Genomic DNA, 20,356 nt, shown 5'->3' with positions numbered 1-20,356 from the left:
CCCACCACGCAGAAGGAACCATCTTGACGCGCACCGCAAAGGCCGGACTCCAAGCACTGCTCACCCCTGAGGAGAGCGTCCTGCTGCTCATCGATCACCAGCCCTTCCAGTTCGCCAATCTCAACAGCCACGAACCAACCATGATCGTCAACAACGTCGTCGGCCTGGCCAAGCTCGCGAAGGTGTTCGATGTCCCCACGGTGCTGACGACGGTGATCGAAGAACGTGGCGGCCACCTCATCAAGGGCCTCCAGGACCTCTTCCCGGACCAGAAGCCGATCAACCGCACGTCCATCAACACCTGGGAAGACCGTCGCGTCGTCGAGGTCGTGGAGAAGACGGGGCGCAAGAAGCTGATCCTTGCCGGGCTCTGGACGGAGATCTGCGTGGCCATGCCCGCCATCCAGGCGCTGGATGAGGGGTACGACGTCTTCGTCGTCACCGATGCCAGCGGCGGAGTGACCACCGAAGCGCACGATATGGCGGTGCGACGCATGGAACAGGCCGGCGCAGTACCCATCACCTGGATGGCCGTGTCCGGCGAATGGCAGCGCGACTGGGCTCGCGAGTCAACAGCCAACCAACTCGGGCCGATTCTCCATGAGCACGGTGGCGCGAGTGGGATCGCGCTCGCCTGGGAGCTGCAGCTACTGGCGACACCCGCCACCGACGGTGCCGGTGCCGGTGCCTAGCAGCGGCGCCTACGAGTGGTTCCAGGACCTTGTCGCTGAGGTTCCGGAGCTCGTCCAGCCCGTGATCGTCGCACTCGCCGGCGCGATCCCGTACATCGAAGGCGAGGGATCGGCGGCGCTCGGCGTCTTTGCGGGCATCCACCCGCTGGTCGCCGGGGTGTCGGGTGCGGCGGGCAACATCATCGCCGTTGTGCTTGTCGTCCTGCTCAGCTCCCGGGTTCGCGCGGCGACCGTCGCGCGCCGCACCCGCCGCAGTACCGCCAAGGCCTCTCCGACCGGCGTTCCAGCACTCGCGACGGACGAGCAGACGCAAGCCGGCGAGCGCGCCGCGAAGCAGTCCAAGCGCCACAAGCGCCTGCGCCGTTGGCTGGTCCGGTTCGGCGTTCCCGGTGCCAGCCTTCTGGGTCCCTTGGCGCTGCCGACGCACCTCACCGCCGCAACGCTGGTCGCCTCGGGCGTGAACAAGGGCTGGGTCATTCTCTGGCAGGTGATCGCGATCGTGCTGTGGGCAACCCTGCTCACCCTGGCCGCGACCGGCCTGCTCACCGCGATCGAGACCGGATGAATCCCCGCCACGCTGCCGAGGAAGACGCCGCGAACACCACCCGTCCGGGCGAGCCGCGGACGGCGACGCCCCGGCGGAAGGCGCTCTGGCGTTCGGTGTGGTCGTGGGCGCCGTTGGTTCTCGTGGCGGTCCTCGCTGCCGTGCTCCTGTGGCTCAACCGCAGCCCGTGGTGGGGCTGGAGCCTGGTCGCCGTGCTGGTCGCAGCGTTCGTGTTGACCGCGCGATGGTGGTTCAGGCGCGGCGTCGTTCTCCGAGTGGGTGGGTGGCTCGTCGCGGCGGCCGTGGTGTGTGGTGCCGCGGTGCTGGCGGGCCCCGTGCCACAGGTACGCCACGCCGGCGGGGACAATCCTCAGCCCTCGGAACGTGTTGCGACGCGGGAAGGACCGGTGATCGGTGTCCGCAACGACGCCGACACGGTCGAGATCTTCGCGGGCATCCCGTACGCCCAGCCACCCGTGGGAGGCTTGCGGTGGAGGGCGCCGCAGCCGCCCGTGCCGCGGACCGAGGTGCTGGTCGCGGACCGATTCTCCGCTGCACCCGTACAGGGCACCTCGACGTTCGTCACGCGCGCTCTGTCGCAGGTGGTCGACGTGCCGCTGGAGAACACGCTCCTGAACCCGTACCCGGTCAGCGAGGACAGCCTCTACCTCAACATCTGGCGCGGTACGGAACCCATCTCGGACAGGCTGCCGGTGCTGGTGTACATCCCGGGTGGCGGCTTCGCCACGGGTTCAGGCGCGCTGCCGCTCTACGATGGCGAGGCACTGGCCTCCAGCGGTGAGGTCATCGTGGTCACGATCAATTACCGGCTGGGCGTGCTGGGCTTCCTCTCCCACCCGGAGCTGGCCACCGAGTCCGCGTACGGCGCCTCAGGCAACTACGGGATCCTGGACCAGATCGCCGCCCTGGACTGGATCCGGCAGAACGTCGCCGCCTTCGGTGGCGACCCCGGCCGCGTCACGATCGCCGGCGAGTCCGCGGGCGGGGAGAGCGTCTGCATCCTGGGTGCGACACCGCTCGCCGACGGACTGGTGGACGGCATCATCGGCGCCAGCGGGGCATGCATGGGCACCACCGGGAACACCGCGAACGGCGACCAGGCCGACACCAGGGCCGTGGCCGACGACGCCGGCCAGCAACTCGCCCAGGAGCTGGGCGGTGCGACCGTCGACGAGATGCGCGCCATGCCGGCCGACCGGATCACGGACGCGGCCGCCGCGGTCGGCCGGCAGTGGCGACCGTCCGTCGACGGACACGTGCTGGACCGGTCACCCGCACGGGTCTACGCGGACGGCGACCAGCTCGACGTACCCCTGCTCGTCGGCAGCAATGCGGACGAGAGCTCCCTTGCGCTGGCCGCCCCGCCGAACACGGACGTGGACGCCTACCACGCGTCGGTGCAGGAGAAATACGGCGCCAACGCCCGGCAGTTCCTCGACCTGTACCCCGGTACGACGAAGGAGCAGGTCCTCAACTCGCTCCTGCAGTCTCAGACCGACCAGGTCATGACGCGGGCGATGCACCGCTGGGCACACCTGCAGACGCAGACCGGCCAGGCTCCCGCATACCTGTACTTCTTCGCGCACACCCCGCCAGACAAGGGCCTGGAGAGATACGGCGCCTATCACGGCGCAGAAGTCATGTACGCCTACGACAATCTGGGTAAGGACGGCGACGCCGCCTACGACCAGGACGACTACCGGCTGCGCGACCAGATGCGCGGCTACTGGCTCAACTTCGTCGCCACCGGGAATCCGAACGGGCCAGGTCTGCCGGCCTGGTCCACGGTGGGTCGTGCCCCTGAGCGCGTGATGGAACTCAGCGCCGACAGCGGCATGACATCCCGCCCGCGAGCAGCCGCCATCGACTTCTGGATGAGCTACGACGGTCCGACGCCCTGAGACTTTCTCAGAACGTCTGACGCGTCGGTTTGAGCTGTCTCGGCTGCCCGCAGCAACTGATCATGGATCAGCCGGGACAGGATCGGGCGGGCTACGAGAGGAATGCGCTCAGTGCGGAGTTGACCTCGTCCGCGTGGGTCCAGAGAAGGCCGTGCGGGGCGCCCTCGATCTCGACGTACTCTGCCTCGGGGAACGCGGCGTGGAAGCGGCGTCCGGTGGCATCGATGGGAAGGATGTTGTCCTTGGTGCCGTGCAGAATCAGCGTCGGCTTGCCACTGGCGCGCACCGCCTCGATGTCACCGCGGAAGTCTTCGATCCAGGACGGAACGACGGCGTACGCGGCCACCGGGGCGCTGCTGATCGCGACATTCCAGCTGCCGGTGACGACCGCCTGACTGATGCGCGAGCCAAGGTTCTCGTCCAGGTTGTAGAAGTCCGCGAAGAACTGCGTGAACCAGGCGTACCGGTCCCCCTTCGCCGCTGCCGCGATGCCGTCGAAGACCTTCTGCGGCACGCCTTCGGGATTGTCGTCCCGGGCGACGAGGAACGGTTCCAGCGACGCGAGGAAGGCGAGCCGCGCCACCCGCTCGTGGCCGTACCGTGCCACGTAACGGGCCAGTTCCCCGGTGCCCATCGAGAAGCCGACCAGCACGACATCACGGAGGTCCAGGGTTTCGAGGACCGTGTTCAGATCTGCGGCGAGCGTGTCGTAGTCATAGCCGGAGGCAACCTTCGAGGACTGGCCGAAACCACGACGGTCGTACGTGATCACCCGATACCCCGCGGCAAGCAGCTCGCGCGTCTGACGCTCCCAGCTGTGCCCGTTCAGCGGATACCCGTGGATCAGGACGACCGGCTGACCCGACCCTTGGTCCTCGTAGTACAACTCGATCGGGGTGCTGTTCTCTGCACCGACGGCGATGTAGCCCATGATCTCTTCCTCTCGTGGCCGACCAGCTACTGCTGGTTGCTTGCTGCAAGTTGACATGTGGTTGGAACAGACGGACCGCTCACACGTTCCGGACGTTGGCTGCGACGGCCTCGTCGATTGGCGTCCTACCGCGATTCAGCTCGAGGATCTGGCGCGAGATCCGGGGCTCGCAGAGCAGCTGGGCCAGCGTGTCCGCGACGTCCTCTCGGGTGACGTCGTCGTGCACTTCCGCGGGACCCAGCGAGACCGTGCCGACTCCGGGGTCGTCCAGCAGGAGGGAGGGTCTCAGGATCAACCAGTCGAGCCCGCTGCGCGTGACCGCCACATCCGCAGCCTTCTTGACCGAGAAGTAGTGCTCGACCTCTTCGCCTAGGTCGCGCTCACGCCACGATTCAGGGAAGACCGACACCAGCGCGAATCGTCTGACATCTGCCTGTTCGGCCGCCTTCAGGGCGGTCAGGACCCCGTCACCGTCGATCGCGTCGGTGATCTCACGCGCCCCGCCGTTGGATCCTGCGGTGTACACGATGACGTCAGAGCCCTCGAAGGCCCGGGCCAGTTCTTCGACCGACATCGCGCCCAGGCTGCCGACTGTGGCCTCGACCCCCTTCGACCGAAGATCGGCCTGCTGGTCCGCGCGACGCACGAGCCCGCGGACCACGACACCGTAGTCGTGCAGCTTGCCGGCGAGAAGGTCACCAATGGCGCCGCTGATTCCGACGATGAATACGCGCATTCACATCACCTCCGCTCCTGATCTCTTGGCCAGCGCCATGTCGGCGGGTATCCGCCGGCTGATCCGGCGAGCCGTCGACGGGCAGGCCGGAGCCTGTCCCGGGGCGTGAGACGACGCTACGACGTCCATCCAGCGAGCGTCCAAGACTTGTCCGGACGCTCGACGATAGGCTCTGACTATCGATATCAGCCCCCGCGTCCTGCGGTACTTCATCGCCGTCGCCGAAGAACTCCACTTCGGCCGCGCCGCTCTGCGCCTCTACATCTCCCAGCCGTCCCTGAGTCACCAGATCCGCAAACTCGAGGAAGCCCTCGGAACCCCACTCTTCGCGCGTTCGAGCCGCCGGGTGCAGCTCACCGCCGCAGGCCGGACACTCGCTCACGAGGCGCCGAAGGCGCTGGCAGCACTGGAGCAGGCGGTACAGCGCACCCGGCTGGCCGGATCAGGGATCGCGACGACGATCCGGTTGGGCTACACCCCGGTCGCGAACTTCGGCACCATCACCGCGCTCCTGGATGCACTTCAGGAAGACCACCCCGACTTCACGATCGACGCCCGAGAGATCTTCAGCGCCGAGATCCCCGAACGGCTCTTCGCCGGCGACCTGGACATCGGCCTCGCACTCTCACCACAACCCCTCGACGGCGTCGGCGGCGAGATCCTCCGCGAAGAGCCCGTCGCCGCACTCCTCAGCAGCCGGCACCGCCTCGCTGCCGCACCGACCATCCCGGTGAAGGCCCTCCACGACGAGACATTGCTGCTCTTTCCCCGCCGGCTCGCCCCGGCCTACTACGACAGCATCGTCGCCGTGTTCCACGACGCGGGCTTCGCACCCGAGATCTGCGCGTTCGAGGACCCGCCCGTGAACGCCATGCTCGCCCGGCTCTCCAGCGGACGCGAGGTCGGCCTGGCCCCTGCATCGTTCGCCGAGCACGCCGCGAACGCCAGCACCCGCGTGACTGTTCGCGACCTCGTTGAGCCGACGATCATGTCGGAACTCTCCATACTGTGGCCCACGAACGATCTGTCGCCCGCCATCGCAAACGTCCTCGTCACCGCCCGGCGATGCGCTGAACGCCATGAATGGCTACGCAGCCCGACCATGTAGCAGGACGCAGCGAGCCGGTCCAGCTCCGGCGCGGTCCACGGCCGGGTCTGCGGCGGGTGGTGGCTCGTCATCAGGTGTCCGCTGCCGGTTCGAGCAGTGCCAGGAGAATCCGTTGCAGCTCATCGCGGTCGCGCGGAGTGATATTCGCCAGCCTGCGGTCGAACGCCTTCGCCAGCGCTGCGAAGGAGCGCGTCCTCGCGGCCTCACCTTCGTCGGTGAGCACGAGCCGGTGCCGTCGCAGGTCCGCCTCGTCGATCTCACGTCGCATGAACCCCTTGGCGACCAGGTTCCGCACATAGGCCGTCACGCTCGCCTTCGGGATCACCAATTTCGCCGCCAGTTCGGCAGGGTACGGCGAGGCAGTGACCTCGGCGAGCACGAAGAACTCCTTCGCTTCCAGCCCGAGCTCGGCCAACTCGGCGCTGCAGGCGTCCAGTACGACGGTCAGCAAGCGATGGTTCAGCGTCCATAGCTGTGCGGCGTCAACGGGCACGCGAGCTCCTCTCGAGATGGCAAGGACTTGAACTAGTTCGATACTGTACTACCAATAATCTCGAACTAGCTGGATCTCGAACAGATCCTCTGTGAAGGGTGCAACAAAATGCTGGAGCACATGACGATCCCCCGCGGGCCGATCGAGCTCGCGGCCGATCTCCACCGACCCGACGACATCGACGATGCCGTGCCGCTGCGCGCCGTCGTACTCTCCACGCCAGGCAGCAGCGTGAAGGAGCAGATCGGCGCCAACTACGCGTCCCGGTTGGCCGCCCGGGGCATCGCGGCGCTCGTGTTCGACCCGGCCCATCAGGGCCAGAGCGGCGGAGAGCCCCGCGACCTCGAAGACCCGTACCGCCGTGGCGAGGACATCTCCTACGCCATCGACGCCCTCAGCACCATCCCCGGCATCGACCCTGCCCGCATCGGCGTGCTCGGCATCTGCGCCGGCGGAGGCTACGCAGTACACACCGCCCGCACCGACCACCGCATCAAGGCGGTCGGCACGGTTGTCCCCGGCAACATGGGTACGTCGTTCCGCAGCTTCCAACCGGACGGCCCGGCGGCAGCGCTCGACAGCATGGCCGAAGCACGCATCGAGGAGACGCGCACCGGCGAGCTGACCCGCGCGAACTGGCTGCCCGACACCCTGGAGGACGCCGCGGCGGCCGGCCTGACCGACATCGACACGACCCAGGCGATCACCTACTACCGCACCGAGCGGGGCCGGAACGAACACTCGACGAACCGCCGCCTCTCCCGTGGCGACTCACTGCTTCTCGGTTACGACGCGTATCACCTGGTCGACCAGCTCATGACCCAGCCGCTCCAGGTCGTCCTCGCCGGACGCATCGGCAACACCGGCTCCTACGAGTCCGGCATGCAGCTCTGGAACCTGGCACCCAACCCGGTCGACCTCATGGTCATCGAGGGCGCCGGCCACTACGAGATGTACGACGAACCCAAGTACGTCGACGCCGCCGCCAACCGGCTCGTCGCCTTCTACACAGACCACCTGTAGACCGAAGATCCGAGGTTCAGCTGGCGTTGCTCGTCGGGGCGCGGAGACCGTCGAGCACGATCGCCGCGAGCCGGTGGGCGGCGCCTTCTCCGGTGCGCACTGAGAACAAGCCTCGCCCTGCCTGGAGGATGAGTACGAGGTCGTCGATGGTGAAATCAGCTCGCAAGGCACCGGCGAGCTGCGCACGACGACCAAGACCCGCGAGCATCCGTAGAAGCTCACGACGGTGCTCGGTGATCTTGCTCTTGACGGCATCGGTTGCCGTGAACGCGTCGACGAAGCCCCTGTTCTGCACGTTGAGCACGGTGAGACCCCGTACGACGGAGACGAATCCGCGCCAGGCGTCGGGATCGGAACATCCGTCGACAACGATCCGGCGGCAGGCCTCGAGTTCCTGTGCGAACGCCTCGTCGACCAAGACCTGCTTCGTCGGAAACCTCCGGTACAACGTGGCCGGTCCGACCTCTGCCCGGCGGGCGATCTCGCGCATGCCCACGTCGAGACCGGCCTCGGCGAAGAGAGAACGTGCGGCGGCGAGGATGCGGTCTCGGTTCTCCCGCGCGTCGGCGCGGAGTTGAGGCAGTGGTGATCCCATCCGTCTCACTTCCTCCATGTGGACGGGGGCGTCCACTAACGTCCGAATCGTACCGCGACGAGATGACGCGAAGGAGACGACGGTGCGAGCTGTGACGGTCCAGAAGTTCGGGGCCCCGAGCGGTCTGAAGGTGGTCGACGTTCCGGCCCCAACCCCCGCCGCTGACCAGATCCTGATCCGCACGGAGGCGATCGGCGTGGGTGGCGTGGACGCGGTCATCCGCCGCGGGACGCTGGGATCCGCCTTCTCCGAGGGCCTCATCCTGGGGAGCGAGGTCGCCGGGGTGGTGCTCGCCACGGGTACCGGCGTCGATCCGGCGTGGGTCGGTCGACGAGCCTGGGCCTTCACCGGCACCGAAGGCGGCTATGCCGAGCAAGCAGTGGCGCGCGTCGAGGACACCATCGAACTACCCGACGGGCTGTCGGTCATCGACGCGGTGACACTCGGGAGCGCTGGAACCGTCGCGCATTTCGCGCTCGCACACGCCCACTTCGCCCCCGGCGAGCGTGTGCTCGTACGCGGCGCCGCCGGGAGCATCGGTATCGCCGCGGTCGAGCTCGCCGCTGACGCCGGCGCGAGCATCGTCGCGGTCACCACCTCCTCCCGTGAACGCGGCCGGCGTCTGCGCGAACTGGGTGCCACACACGTCCTTGACCGCAGTGGCGTCGGGCAGCCGGGGGCGCCAACGACGTACGACGTGATCGTCGACATCGTCGGCGGTCCGGAACTGCCCATGTTCCTCGAACGCCTCGCCCCGAACGGTCGCCTGGTCCTGGTGGGCGCGGTGGCCGGCTTCCCGCCGAACGACTTCGGGATGTCACTCGTCCGTGCGTTCCAGCAATCGCGCTCGTTCGCGACATTCAGTCTCGCGACGGTTCCCGTAGCGGCGCGAGACGCGGTCCGGTCAGCGCAATTCGATGCAGCGACTCGCAACGGCCTCACGCCGGTCGTCCACGACGTCCTCCCGCTCGACCGAGCCGCGGAGGCACACCAGCAGATCGACCATGGGAGCGTCTTCGGTCGGATCGTGCTTGTCCCCAGCAGCACCCCCTCCCTCATGTCAGCGCTTCGCTGACTTTGCCTACAGTCATCATTCCGTTGACATGCTATAAGGGAAGTGCGTGTTGACACGACTGTTGGACAGCCGGGCTTTCAGGAGGTGTAGGACGATGTTGATGCGCACCGACCCGTGGCAGTTGTACTTGGGCGACACCCTGGATGCCGACCGGATCGAGGCCGGCTACGAGTCCGGCGTACTGACGCTGAAGATCCCGATCGCAGAGAAGGCCAAGGCGCGAGATCGCCATCAGCGCAGCAGACAGTAGCGATCGAAAGCAGATCGACGCCTGACCCCTGGGGGACCACGTCACCGATCCCGTGCCAGGCCCGGTGACGTAAGACGAGTTGTCGATGAGGTGGGATCGATGAAGGCGACCAACCAGCAGCAGACCATCGCGAAGGAGAGCCTAGTCGCCGCTGGTGTTCTGGTTCTTCAGTTGTTCGTTGATCCGTAGTGCTTCGGCGAGCTGGTCTTCCAAGATGATGATCCGGCACGCGGCCTCCAGGGCGGTGCCCTGGTCGACGAGCTCGCGAGCCCGGGCCGCGAGCCGCAGCTGGTAGCGGGAGTAGCGGCGGTGGCCGCCCTCGGAGCGTTGCGGGGTGATCAGTTTCGCCTCGTCCAGGCTTCGCAGGAACCCCGGGGTGGTGCCGAGCATCTCCGCGGCCCGCCCCATCGTGAAAGCGGGGTAATCCTCATCGTCGAAGTTGGCCGGGCCGGCCGGGGGCGAACTCATCAGTGGTCTCCTCAGTGTTTCCGTGTGCCGGTCTGGGGTCATCGAACCTCCATGCCGAAGGGCCCCGATGCCGAAGCATCGGGGCCCAGGGGTTGTTGGATTGTCACCATCTACCGGCCGTGAAGCCGGTCTTACTCTGCCGCAGCGCGCCACATGAAGGCCGCCACTACGGGGATCGCTGAATACGTAACCGAAGACCACCTTCCCATCCGATGGAACTACGGCACCCGCCCGGCGAACTACTGGCACTGGCGGGCGATCCGACGGTGTAATCCCCTTCCCTTCTCTCTCGAACACAACTACCTACTGCTACTTCGACTACAAACAGCAACTGCGATTACCGAAAACTGCGAACTACAACCTGCGGACTGCAACAACTACTTCCACCCGCCAAGCCTGGAACCCTTTCCGACCGCCGGCTCCAATGACTCTGACTGGATCCTGGCGGAAACCCGGGCCCCTTCACTGATCGGCCCGGCGGAGTCCGCCGTCTTACCTACTGCACAATCACGGTTGGACAGAACGGTAGCTGTCCACGTCAGCTTCGCTGTTCTTCTCTGTCGACACACGGAACATTACACATCTCGGCTCGCAATGTCTAACCTCGCGAGCAGAGATTTTGGTGATGCCTTGAGAGAGTTTCGCCGCAAGGGAGGCTGTCGAGACACCTAGGACATCATCGTGGCGGGTTGCTGAGGGCGGCAATTGCGTGCGCGAGCACAGCAGCGGCGCGGTCAGCCTTCGGCTGCGTCAGGTCGGGCGACCGCAGCGCGGCCTTGGCCGCCTCCAGTGCCGGGAGCAGCGGTCGCCAACTGGACGGCGTGTAGCTCTCGCTGTCCAACGTGTTCGCACGCTTGACCAGATGCTCGAGCTTCGTCGTTGCAACCGTGAACGACACCGGGCACAGGACGTACTCGTCGCCCTTGGCGTGAGTGAACAGGAGCGAGGTCGATCCCGATCGTCCCGTGCTGAGGTCGACGTCGATTCGGCCGTCGGCGTCCAGGTGCGGGGTGCCGGAGATCGAGACCACGTTCTTGTCCAGGGAGGCGACACCGACCTCGTCGTCGGGATCGCGGGGCGAAAGGGTGCCCGTGACAACGGTCTTCCGGTTCGGGTCGACCCTGTACGGCGTCGCACCGCAGCGCAGGGTGTAGCCGCCGTACACCTCGAGCTCGAAGATCGACAGCCCGTACTGCGTGGCCGGCAGGCCGGCGATGCGAACGAAGCGGGCCACCGATTGCCCGAAGTCGACGACGTTCCGGAGCTCGCCGGACGTCTTCTGCACATGGGCCAGCACGGTCCAGTTCTGACCGTCGACCGAGCCCTCGACGCGGTAGTCGTTCGAGGTCGCCGCCTCCCACGACACGACGACCTGGTTGACCGGCTGGGTCTTTTCGAGATCGACCTGCAGCCATCGCTCGGTGGTGTACGGCGCTGCCTGCCGCTGCGATGCCCACCGCGTGGTCGCGTTTCCGTCGTTCGCGTTCGCCGCGGCCAGTGTCACGTTGTACGTCGAGTCGGCGCTGACCGGCCGGTGCAGGGCGAGGTTCTCACGGCCGCCCGATGCGGGCGACGCGTCGGTGATCCGATCGTCGCCGAACACCTCCAGTTCCCACAGCGAGATCCCGTATTGGCTGGTGCTGCGCTGACGCGACTGCACCCGGACGTACCGCGCGGTCTCGTCGACCTTGACCACATCGGTCCCGCCATCGGAGCCCGCACCGCTCGTGGCGAACGCGTCCCGCCAGGTCCGCCCGTCGCCGGACACCTGGACCGTGTACTGCTTGGCGTATGACGCTTCCCACCACAGCCTGACCGTACGGATCCGTTGCACCGATCCGAGATCGACCTGTATCCACGCGGTGTCGGAGGAGGTCGCGCTCCACCGCGTTTCCATGCTTCCGTCGGTGACGTTCCCAGCGGTCCCGCCCGACGAACCGGAGGCAGTGACCGCCGCGCCCAGGGCGCGGTTGACGCTCGTCTGCGTGCCGAATTCCCTGACGGCGTACCCGCGGCCGGTGGTGCTGTCGATCATCAGCAGCCGGACATAGTTCGCAGGCGTCGGCGCGATCTCCAGAGTGACGCGTCCGCCGGTTCCGTCCCGGACGAACCGTTGGTCGGCCCACGTCGTACCGTCGGACGAGGTCTGCAGCAGGTAGCGCCGCGCGGCGTCGTCGCCCCAGGCAATCGATACGCCGGTGAGGAACGACCCGGATTCGAGTTCCTTGCTGAGCCAGGCCGACCCGTCCTCCGCCGAGTGCCAGGCGGTCGACTCGTCCTGGTCGCCGGCGAACGCAGCCTGCCCGTCCGGGGCCGAGGTGCTCGCGCTGTAGTCGGAATTCTCGCCTGGCGTGCGCCGCACCAGTGCTGCGGTCAGGGTTCGGCCGAGGTTCGGGCCGGAGCCGAGAGCGAAGCTGCCGTCGGCAGACGTGGTCCTGTCGTTCAGGGTTACGCGTACGACAAGCCCTGGCTGGCTGGGGTTCGCGACACTGACCACAGGGGTGGCACCCGATTCGTCGAGCATCACGATGCTCGGCCGGCTCACCTCGAGGGTTCGTCCTTGCCCCAGGTCGAGCCGCCCGGGCCGGTAGAAGGTCGCCATGGTCCGGTGCAGGCCCGGGTGCTGGACAGCCTGAACGTCGGTGTCGTTGCGCAGCACCTTGATCGCCGGAGCGGCCGCGTACGCCTTGACCTGGTCCGGATTCTTCCCCGGCAGTACGACGTACTCGTAGCCGGCGTCGTGCGGCTTGACCCCGTGATCGACGTACAGGGTGAAGGCGTCCCGGCTCACCGGGTCCTGGTCGAGCCAGTTACCGCTCTGGGCCTTGTTCGAGACACGCACCGGTTGCCCGCTCGGGAAGACGTACCCGACCTCGTCGTTGTAGGCCCACGACGGATGGTCGACTGCCACGGAGTCCGGCCCGGCCGGCACCGGCTCGCCGTCCACCGAAGCGTTCGGCTTCGCTGCCGCTTGATTCACGGTCGTGTGGATGGCCGCATCGGACGTGGAGGTGATACCGGACCCGAGGGCGACCATCTCGTCGTCGAAGTAGTAATAGCTCTTGTTTCCCTTCGTGGCCGCGCGATCGAGGCTGTACACGCTCGCGCCGTACGTGCCGTCGGAGACACCGCCGGTGAAGGCTCCGCCGTTCCCCGTCGAGCCACGAGTCTGCTCCTTGACGTACGGCGCGGTCACGCCCGGATAGTGGAACCAGTCGAAGGCAGGCCCGAGGTCGGAGTATTCGTGGTTGTTGACCTGGATCGCCGTCGCACCGGCACTGTTCCAGACGATCTCGTTCCCGACCTCGGGACGGAAGGTGGACCGGTACTCGCTGCCGACGGTTCGGCTGGAGTTCAGCCGGGTGAAGATCCCGTAGCCGTCACGGAGGTGGGACGAGAACTCGGAGCGCCAGAAGTACTTGTCCCCCACCAGTCCGTTCGACCGGGTCTTTCCGTAGATGCTGTCCAGCAGGCCGCGGTACGCGCTCGCGTACAGCGGGTCGGTGCGGATCATCTTGGTCAGCGGCTCGATGAACTCCGAGCTCTGGCTCGTCACTCCGTCGATGGTCTTCGGTGGCCGGTAGCCCAGGTAGAGCATCCCGATCTCTCCGCGAATCATCCACCGGGTGCCGTTGACGATGTAGTTGGCGATCGTGTCCAGGTTGTCCCGGCTGAAAGCGAAGCCGGTGCCGCGGGCGGCGTCGGCCCACAGCGCGACGTTGACGAACAGAATCATCCCGTAGCCCTCGCTGTACAGCTGCGCGCCGTGCGCCCAGAAGCTTGCGTCGGGCTGAACTGCCTCGTGGGTCGCACCGGAGTTGTCGACGACGACCGTTTGGACCATGGTGTCGAAGCCGGCTCTGATGTTCGCGGCGTTGTTGGTGGCAAGGGCCTCGAACAAGTAGTTGGTGGTCCGCCAGGCCCCGTTGGCGCCGACAGGATCCAGCTTGCCGGTGTTGTGCCGCAAGGCGACATCCAGCGCGTCCTGGCTGAGCACGTCACCGACGAAGATTGAGATCCTGCCCATGGCGATGGACTCGCCGATCTCGGTCTCCCACCAGTTCTTGTTCGTCGGGTCGGCCGCGTCCCAGTACTTCAGGGCCTTCTCGAGCGCGCTGAGGAGCGCCGGGTTCTGGTAGCCGCTCGCGGTGGGATCGCGGTAGGCCTGGGCCATGGCGAGCATCCGGTACAGAGCGATGTACGCCGACCAGACCGCACCGTTCGCCGAGCTCGTCGTGTCGGTGTAGTCGACATCGGACCACGAACCGTCCGCCGCCAGGGAATCCGCGTAGTGCACCGCCTCGGACATCCGGCCGAGGTAGATCCCGTTGGCGATCTTGATCTCGTCGCCCTGGTCCAGGTAGTACTGCCGCAGGCGCGCGACGATCGTCTCGACGTCCTTCTTCCCGGGATCGGCTGATGCCGAAGGCACCGCGACCAGCCCGCTGCCGGCGACCACGATGCTCAGCATCACGGCGATCAGGAATCTGATGCGTCTCATGTCCAGCTCCCTTTCTGACAGTGCGTGAGTTCGGCGACGCCGATCCGGGAGTCGGCCATGCCGTAGAAGACGAAGTACCGATCGCCGATCTTCTCGACCGCTGTCGGGAAGACGACGTTGCCCAGCGTGCCCTGCAACTCCTCCGCGGTCTCGGGGACGAGGAGCGGTTCCGGTGTCCGGGCGAGAACCCGCCGCGGGTCGGCCGGGTCGAGCAGCATTCCGCCGGCCGTGTACCGCGCGCCGTGCGCGAGCTCGAAGCCCTTGACGTTCGCTCCGGTCACGCCGTGGTGCAGGACGAGCCAGCCCTCGGGTACCCGCAGGGGCGGCGGTCCGGCGCCGATCTTCGACTCCTCGAAGGGCATCTCGGGCGCGGCGATCAGCTCCGACCCGTGCACGGAGGTCAACGTATTGAGGTCACGCATCGCCTGCTCGAGGTCGACGTACCCGATCCAGATCGACGGCCTCGCGTCCGTGATCCCGGCCGGCGTCGGAGCGCCCGCGCCCGGACGCAGCCAGTCGAGGTCCCACATCGGACGATGCAGCAGAGCGAGCGCGGGTCTGCCGTCGGGGCCTGGAACAGCCTCGGGGAAGAGCGTGATGTCCTTGTTCGCGAACAGGTTGAGGTCGGTGTCCAGTTCGGGCTGGTAGCCGAACCGGATCGGGCCGAGGCGCTGCCAGCCGACCGTGTCTCGCGACACCGCGATCGCCGGGCGCGGGCCGAGCGGACCGTACGCCACATAGGTCATGACGTGGATCCCGAGCGGTTCGACGAAGGTGATCCGGGGGTCCTCGACGCCGGCGTTCTGCCGACCGTGTTCCCAGCCTTCGTCGGGGGCCAGGACGACGCCGAGCCGCTCGACCCCCACCGGCTCGCCATCCGCGATCACCACCCGCGCGCGGCCGATGCGTGACACGTTTCCCTGCGCGACGAGACGCGGATACAGGTAGAGCTGACCATCGCTCCCCCAGGCCGTGCCGGGGTTGAGCACGCCCTCGGCCTCGAGCGGGTCGCCAGGCTCGGGACTCATGATCGTGCCGATCCTTCGCAACCGGTACGGAACGGTCGGTACACCGGAGATCTGCGTCATGACCTGGCTTTCGGAGTCGAGGTTCGTGCGGGACGGTGACTCAGCCCTTGACGGCCGAGCCGAGGTTCGCGGACGTGAAGTGCCGCTGGAACAGGACGAACAGGACGACGGCCGGAACTGTGAGTACGCAGGCCCCGGCGAGGACTGTGGCCCGCTCGTCGTCATCGGGATTAAACCGGTTTGAATGAGAGCGGTCAAGAGGCTGCCGTACGGCAGACACGGGCCGCGCCTGCGGCCAAACGTCGCTATAAAACCGGTTTACAACGACTATCCTTGCGAGGTGAGCACAGCGGAGCCATACCCCCCGTCCGGCGCAGGAGCCGAGTCCAGCCCGTCCAAGCGGGCGACGATCGGCGACGTGGCGGCACGAGCCGGGGTCTCCAAGAGCACGGTGTCCTTCGTGGTCAACGGACGTCCCGGCGTCAGCGCGACCTCACGGGACCGAGTCCTCCGCGCAGCCGCGGCGCTCGGTTGGCAGCCGAGCGCGCGGGCCCGCGCGCTGTCTCGCAACCGCGCCCAAGCCGTCGGGCTGGTCATCCGCCGCGACCCCGAACTCCTCAGCACCGACCCGTTCTTCCCCAAGTTCCTGGCAGGCATCGAGATCGGGCTCGCGGCGCGCGAGTACTCGCTGGTCCTGCAGGTGGTCGGCGACGAGCAGTCCGAACGCGCCGCATATCAGCGGTTCGCCCGTGAGTCGCGGGCCGATGGCGTGTTCCTCACCGACCTTCGCATTCACGACACCCGGCCCGACGAGCTCCGCGACCTCGGACTGACCACCGTCATCGTTGCCCCGGAAGGGACGGACCCGGGCGACGGCACCACGATCGGGATGAACGACGACGCTGGTGTACGGCGCGCCGTACACCATCTGCACTCACTCGGGCACCAGCACATCGCGCACGTCATGGGCACCGCCGGCTACGTCCACACCGAGGCGCGGCGCCGCGCCTGGCAGAGTGCCCTCGAAGAGCTCGGCCTGCCGATCGGAACCGTCGTCACCGCCGACTTCACCGGTGCCTCCGGCGCTCGTGCGACACACGAACTCCTCGATCTCCGCCAGCCACCGACCGCGATCGTCTACGGCAACGACCTGATGGCCATCGCCGGCATCTCCGTCGCGGCCGACCGTGGTCTCCGCGTTCCGGACGACCTGTCCGTGGTCGGGTTCGACGACATACCACTCGCGCCGTATGCCGTCCCGCCCCTGACTACTGTCCGGCAGAACGTCGTGGCCTGGGGAACAGCCGCCGCGCAGACCCTGGTCGCTCTCGTCGAAGGAAAGCAACCGCCGACAGCAGAGCTTCCACCGGTCGAGTTCATCGTCCGTGGCAGCACAGGCCCGGTCAACCCACCGCGCGCACGACCACACAGGTCGGGCCCGGTCAGATCTTGACGCGTGAGGAGCGGATGAGCGCCTGCGCGGTGGCAGACGCTCGCCCTGGCGGTCGTTGGGAGGTTTGCGAACTATGCGTCGGTCTTGAGGTCGCCGTAGAGCTCGACCTCGGAGAGGTCGCCGAACCAACTCGTGGCGTTGTAGATGCGCAGGTACCGGAAGTGGTTGTCACCCGAGGAGGGTTGGTCGCTCCAGGTGTTCGCCAACGCTCCGGTGAGCGACTTGGTGAGGTCGGTCCAGGTCTGGCCGTCGTTCGACCCCTGGACGACCGTTCCGTTGGCGCGCTGCGGGTGGCTGGCCCGCGGCAGGAGCAGCACCTCCTCGGGGCGTACGGTCGCGTGTGCACCGAAATCGAGGAGGTAGTACGCGCCTGATCCGCTGTTCAGATCGCCGTACGTCTCGGGATTGCGGTCGAAGAGCAGGTAGCCGACCTTGTCAGCGCCCAGTCCGGTGCCCGGCCACTGCTTGTCGGAGGCGGTCACGGTCGCCACCTTGGCAACGTCGATGAAGTGTGCCGGGTCGCCGGCGATGTAGAGCTTCGATCCGTCGGTCGTTCCGTACGCCGTCGGGCCCGCCTTGCCGTTCGCATCGACGGAGTCGACGGCGACCTGGATGGTGCCGGTCGCAACGTTGTCCAGCTTGGCCGAGGCCTTCCAGTTGATTCCGTCTGCCGAGGTCGCTTTCGCCGGCAGGCCCTGGACGGTGACCGTCACCTGTTGGAGCGGCTTCTTCGCGGTGACTGCGACGTCGACGGTGTCGCCGGTCATGATCTTGCCGGCGATGGCCTGAGCGGACGTGATCGAGGTCGCCTTCACCAGGTTGCCGATCTCGTGCCGTTCGCCATAGATGTGGAACTCGGTCATCTCGAACACACCACGCACGATCCCGTACAGGACGTCCGGCAACTGCTTGATCATCTGGACCTTCAGGTACCGGAACTCGGCGTCCTGAAGATCCGTGGCGACGTCGAGGGTGTTGTAGTCCTGGGTGAACGCGGTCACCCCGGGGGTGAGACGAGTCCAGGTGACTCCGTCGTTGGAACCGAACACGGCCGAGTTCGCGAGCCGGTCGGCGAAGATGTTGCTCTGGAAACCGAACTTCGTCGCGGACACGCGATAGTCCGGGCCGAAGTCGAAGGTGTGCGACAGATTCACGGCCTGGGGATAGACGGTGCCGGTCTGTTCGTCACCGTCGACCATGTTGACGATCCGGTCACCGGTGGTGGAAGAAGCGACGAGGCCCGGATAGTCGAGGCTGCCGTCCAGAGCCATCTTCGGCGAGAGTGCACGCAGTCCGTCGACCGCCCCCACGACGGCGGCCAACGCGCTCTGGCACTCGGCGTCGGATCCCTTCCTGCACAGGTTGTTCGCGGCCGCGACGGCGTCATCGTACGCGTCCTTGGTCGCAGACTCGTACGCCGTCCGCGGGCTGTACCCGTTCCTCGCGAAGACCAGGGCGCTCGTACGGTCACCGGCCGCGGTGAGGGTGATGCGGCGGGCCGCCATGCTGGTGCCGTCGTCGGCGGCGACCGTGACGGTCCAGGAGCCGGCCCGGGTCGGCCTCCAGGTGAGGAGACCGGTGGCCGGGTCGAGCACGGCGCCCGGGGGAAGCCCGGTCGCGGCGTACGTCGTACCTTCTGCGGCCGTCGCGGCGAGGTCGATCTTTGCCTGCGCACCCAGCCAGCCGATGGCGCGGTCCGCCGCGGTGCCGGGGAAGACCGGCCCGGTGAGCTCGGCCGCGGCATTGATGTTGATGCGATCGAGGTCGACGGTAGCGCCGTCGACCGCGATGAAGAGGATGTCGTCCATCGGTCCGTCGGTCGTGACGTACCGCCATTTGCCGCCGGTGTTCGGCACGTCCACGGGATAGTCCTGTTTCAGGGTGCGGCCGTTCCTGGCCGTGTGCAGGTGCATCACCGCGGCACCGTTGGTGCGGACCAGGAAGCCGAGTTTCGGACGGTCCGTCGCGCCGTTGAGGTAGGCGATCTTCGAGCCGGGGGCCATCCGTACGTAGCCGTCGCCGGTCGTGACCTCGCCTGCCAGGTGGGTGTAGCGGTCCTCGACCTCGTAGCGGTTGGGGTTACTGCCCAGCGGCCGGGTCGACTCCCCCGCCGCCGCGGCAGGCGCGAACAACCATGAGTCGCCGCCGCCGTCGACGCCGTCCCAGTAGTTTCCGACCACTCCGCCGCGCGAGTACAACGGCCCGGGACGCTTGGCATAGGCCTCCGCGTAGTACGGCGCCATCGCCTGGACGTCCTTGCCGAGCGTGAACTTGTAGTAGTAGTAGATCTCCCAGAAGCTCGCGGTGACGTACCGGCCTCGGTAGCCGTCCGCGATGTGGTTGTAGGTGTCGCGGATCGTGCCGTCCGGCGAGATCGCGTACGCCATCGGGGTCCATGAGGTGTCGTAGCCGAGCATGAAGCGCCAGAAGTAGTCGGCGGCGCCGAGGATCCGGTTGTTGAGGAACTCGTACGGGCCGACTGCGTTCGCCGCGCCGGAGACGGTACCGGCCACGGGGTCGACCTTCGTGCCCTGCGCCAGCAGCATCCGGGCGATGATCACGGCGTTGGTCAGGTCGCCGCCGCCGTGGGCCTGGTCACGGCCCATCTCGGCATGCTGGACGTGTGGGTCCTTGATCGGTTCGCCGGTTTTGTCGTCGTGGTCGACCCAGCGGAACAGCCGCGCGACCGAGCCGTTGAAGCCCTGGTCCTTCGCCGTGGCGTTCACGGTGAACCATTCGACCGATCGCCGGTACAGGGCGGTGTCGTCCATGAAGATCGCGCCGGCCATCGCGCCCATCAGCGGATAGTTGTGCTGGTTCATGAAGTGGTTGTTGTCGTTCTGGAACGTCTCGATGACCGGGACGACAAGGTTGTGGGTGAACGACTGTGTGTCCGCGTCGGTCCATGGGTAGGCCTCGTCGGCGCACGAGGTGTAGCGCAGCAGTTCGGCGGCCGACACCATCCGGTTGAGCGGGACTCCGGTATGGATGTGCGAGTCGGTGAAGTACTCGTACTTCGCCGGGTCCATCTGCTCCCAGATGCGGATGATGTCGAGCGCGTTCTTGCGGTAGATCTCGTCGCCGGTCAGCACGAAGAGGACAGCCTGCGTGTAGGACTTCAGACCGTCGGCAATGAACCGGCCGTTGAAGCCTTGGCTGTTGAACGCGTCGGACGCGGGTTTGGCCGGGTCCGTACTGCTCCGGTTGGACGACGTGACGGCGGTTCCGGCCGCGGACGACTGCTGCATCGCCCGGAACGACGAGGTCCACGGCTCGGCGCCCGCGGCGAGCTGCGCGCGGGCGTTCTCGAGGACCGGCTGGGTCAGCGCGACGCCGGGATGCACGAACCCCTGCGGGCTGACCGTGGAGTGGAACGACAGCGCACACCCGTCCAGCTCGCGGGCGGCGGCCGGCCGGGCCACTGTGAAGAGGAGTCCGGTGACGAGCACGAGGGCTGCGCTGAACGCGCCGAGTCGCCGGACACGGCCGCGACCAGCGGCAGGAGTCGGATACACAGACAGCACCTTCTTTCCTGAG

General features: G+C 67.1%; 17 protein-coding genes. 9 read left to right on the top strand and 8 right to left on the bottom strand.

The window, feature by feature from the left end; genetic code table 11:
• The first annotated feature begins 23 nt into the window (after nucleotides 1-23).
• The 3 genes from ACWGID_RS08880 to ACWGID_RS08870 are packed head-to-tail and all read left to right on the top strand — an operon-like array spanning nucleotide 24 to nucleotide 3,158.
• On the top strand, nucleotides 24-692 hold the full coding sequence (locus ACWGID_RS08880; RefSeq protein WP_452195827.1) for a hydrolase: 669 nt from the start codon (nucleotides 24-26) through the stop codon (nucleotides 690-692).
• Entirely contained in the window at nucleotides 685-1,257 is a 573-nt protein-coding gene (locus ACWGID_RS08875) for a hypothetical protein (RefSeq protein ID WP_452195826.1), read from the top strand. Before ACWGID_RS08880 ends, ACWGID_RS08875 begins: the two co-directional genes overlap by 8 nt.
• Nucleotides 1,254-3,158, top strand: coding sequence for a carboxylesterase/lipase family protein (locus ACWGID_RS08870; RefSeq protein WP_452195825.1), 1,905 nt, complete (start codon nucleotides 1,254-1,256; stop codon nucleotides 3,156-3,158). The genes ACWGID_RS08875 and ACWGID_RS08870 overlap by 4 nt, the downstream gene beginning before the upstream one ends.
• Nucleotides 3,159-3,249: 91 nt before the next feature.
• Here ACWGID_RS08870 and ACWGID_RS08865 read toward each other — a convergent pair whose 3' ends face one another.
• Nucleotides 3,250-4,089 (bottom strand): alpha/beta fold hydrolase, encoded by an 840-nt coding sequence (locus ACWGID_RS08865; protein ID WP_452195824.1) that lies wholly within the window; start codon nucleotides 4,087-4,089, stop codon nucleotides 3,250-3,252.
• Nucleotides 4,090-4,168: 79 nt separating this feature from the next.
• Complete coding sequence (locus tag ACWGID_RS08860) at nucleotides 4,169-4,825, bottom strand: NAD(P)H-binding protein (protein ID WP_452195823.1); 657 nt, start codon at nucleotides 4,823-4,825, stop codon at nucleotides 4,169-4,171.
• A 172-nt stretch (nucleotides 4,826-4,997) separates the two neighbouring features.
• On the opposite strand from ACWGID_RS08860, the gene ACWGID_RS08855 reads away from it, so the two are divergent.
• Entirely contained in the window at nucleotides 4,998-5,933 is a 936-nt protein-coding gene (locus tag ACWGID_RS08855) for a LysR substrate-binding domain-containing protein (RefSeq protein ID WP_452196101.1), read from the top strand.
• Nucleotides 5,934-6,003: 70 nt separating this feature from the next.
• Here the strand turns inward: ACWGID_RS08855 and ACWGID_RS08850 are convergent, their stop codons facing one another.
• Nucleotides 6,004-6,426 (bottom strand): MarR family winged helix-turn-helix transcriptional regulator, encoded by a 423-nt coding sequence (locus ACWGID_RS08850; protein ID WP_452195822.1) that lies wholly within the window; start codon nucleotides 6,424-6,426, stop codon nucleotides 6,004-6,006.
• 120 nt (nucleotides 6,427-6,546) lie between these two features.
• On the opposite strand from ACWGID_RS08850, the gene ACWGID_RS08845 reads away from it, so the two are divergent.
• Nucleotides 6,547-7,449: an alpha/beta hydrolase gene (locus tag ACWGID_RS08845; protein ID WP_452195821.1), complete on the top strand. Its 903-nt coding sequence runs from the start codon at nucleotides 6,547-6,549 to the stop codon at nucleotides 7,447-7,449.
• Between the two features lie 16 nt (nucleotides 7,450-7,465).
• Here the strand turns inward: ACWGID_RS08845 and ACWGID_RS08840 are convergent, their stop codons facing one another.
• Nucleotides 7,466-8,044: a TetR/AcrR family transcriptional regulator gene (locus ACWGID_RS08840; RefSeq protein WP_452195820.1), complete on the bottom strand. Its 579-nt coding sequence runs from the start codon at nucleotides 8,042-8,044 to the stop codon at nucleotides 7,466-7,468.
• Between the two features lie 82 nt (nucleotides 8,045-8,126).
• Between ACWGID_RS08840 and ACWGID_RS08835 the strand changes: the two genes are divergently transcribed.
• Together ACWGID_RS08835 and ACWGID_RS08830 are read left to right on the top strand one after the other, a co-directional pair.
• Nucleotides 8,127-9,119, top strand: coding sequence for a zinc-binding dehydrogenase (locus tag ACWGID_RS08835; protein ID WP_452195819.1), 993 nt, complete (start codon nucleotides 8,127-8,129; stop codon nucleotides 9,117-9,119).
• Nucleotides 9,120-9,213: 94 nt separating this feature from the next.
• Nucleotides 9,214-9,369, top strand: a complete 156-nt coding sequence (locus tag ACWGID_RS08830) for an Hsp20 family protein (RefSeq protein WP_452195818.1) — start codon at nucleotides 9,214-9,216, stop codon at nucleotides 9,367-9,369.
• 141 nt (nucleotides 9,370-9,510) lie between these two features.
• On the opposite strand, the gene ACWGID_RS08825 is transcribed toward ACWGID_RS08830, so the two are convergent.
• The 3 genes from ACWGID_RS08825 to ACWGID_RS08815 all read right to left on the bottom strand — a co-directional run bounded on the left by ACWGID_RS08825 (nucleotide 9,511) and on the right by ACWGID_RS08815 (nucleotide 15,366).
• Nucleotides 9,511-9,837: a MerR family transcriptional regulator gene (locus tag ACWGID_RS08825; RefSeq protein ID WP_452195817.1), complete on the bottom strand. Its 327-nt coding sequence runs from the start codon at nucleotides 9,835-9,837 to the stop codon at nucleotides 9,511-9,513.
• A 676-nt stretch (nucleotides 9,838-10,513) separates the two neighbouring features.
• Nucleotides 10,514-14,338, bottom strand: coding sequence for a polysaccharide lyase family 8 super-sandwich domain-containing protein (locus ACWGID_RS08820; RefSeq protein WP_452195816.1), 3,825 nt, complete (start codon nucleotides 14,336-14,338; stop codon nucleotides 10,514-10,516).
• A complete protein-coding gene (locus ACWGID_RS08815) occupies nucleotides 14,335-15,366 on the bottom strand; it encodes a glycoside hydrolase family 130 protein (protein ID WP_452195815.1) in 1,032 nt (343 codons plus the stop codon). The genes ACWGID_RS08820 and ACWGID_RS08815 overlap by 4 nt, the downstream gene beginning before the upstream one ends.
• On the opposite strand from ACWGID_RS08815, the gene ACWGID_RS08810 reads away from it, so the two are divergent.
• Together ACWGID_RS08810 and ACWGID_RS08805 are read left to right on the top strand one after the other, a co-directional pair.
• Nucleotides 15,365-15,610 carry a hypothetical protein gene (locus ACWGID_RS08810; RefSeq protein WP_452195814.1) on the top strand — a complete coding sequence of 82 codons (246 nt, stop codon included), beginning with the start codon at nucleotides 15,365-15,367 and terminating at the stop codon, nucleotides 15,608-15,610. The genes ACWGID_RS08815 and ACWGID_RS08810 overlap by 2 nt on opposite strands.
• Before the next feature lie 96 nt (nucleotides 15,611-15,706).
• Nucleotides 15,707-16,819 (top strand): LacI family DNA-binding transcriptional regulator, encoded by a 1,113-nt coding sequence (locus ACWGID_RS08805; protein WP_452195813.1) that lies wholly within the window; start codon nucleotides 15,707-15,709, stop codon nucleotides 16,817-16,819.
• Nucleotides 16,820-16,890: 71 nt separating this feature from the next.
• On the opposite strand, the gene ACWGID_RS08800 is transcribed toward ACWGID_RS08805, so the two are convergent.
• Entirely contained in the window at nucleotides 16,891-20,334 is a 3,444-nt protein-coding gene (locus tag ACWGID_RS08800; protein WP_452195812.1) for a putative Ig domain-containing protein, read from the bottom strand.
• Between the last annotated feature and the right edge of the window lie 22 nt (nucleotides 20,335-20,356).

It is taken from the genome of Kribbella sp. NPDC054772, assembly GCF_053611945.1.
The sequence above is the reverse complement of the archived record's forward strand: the minus strand, read 5'-3'. Positions and strand labels throughout refer to the sequence as shown.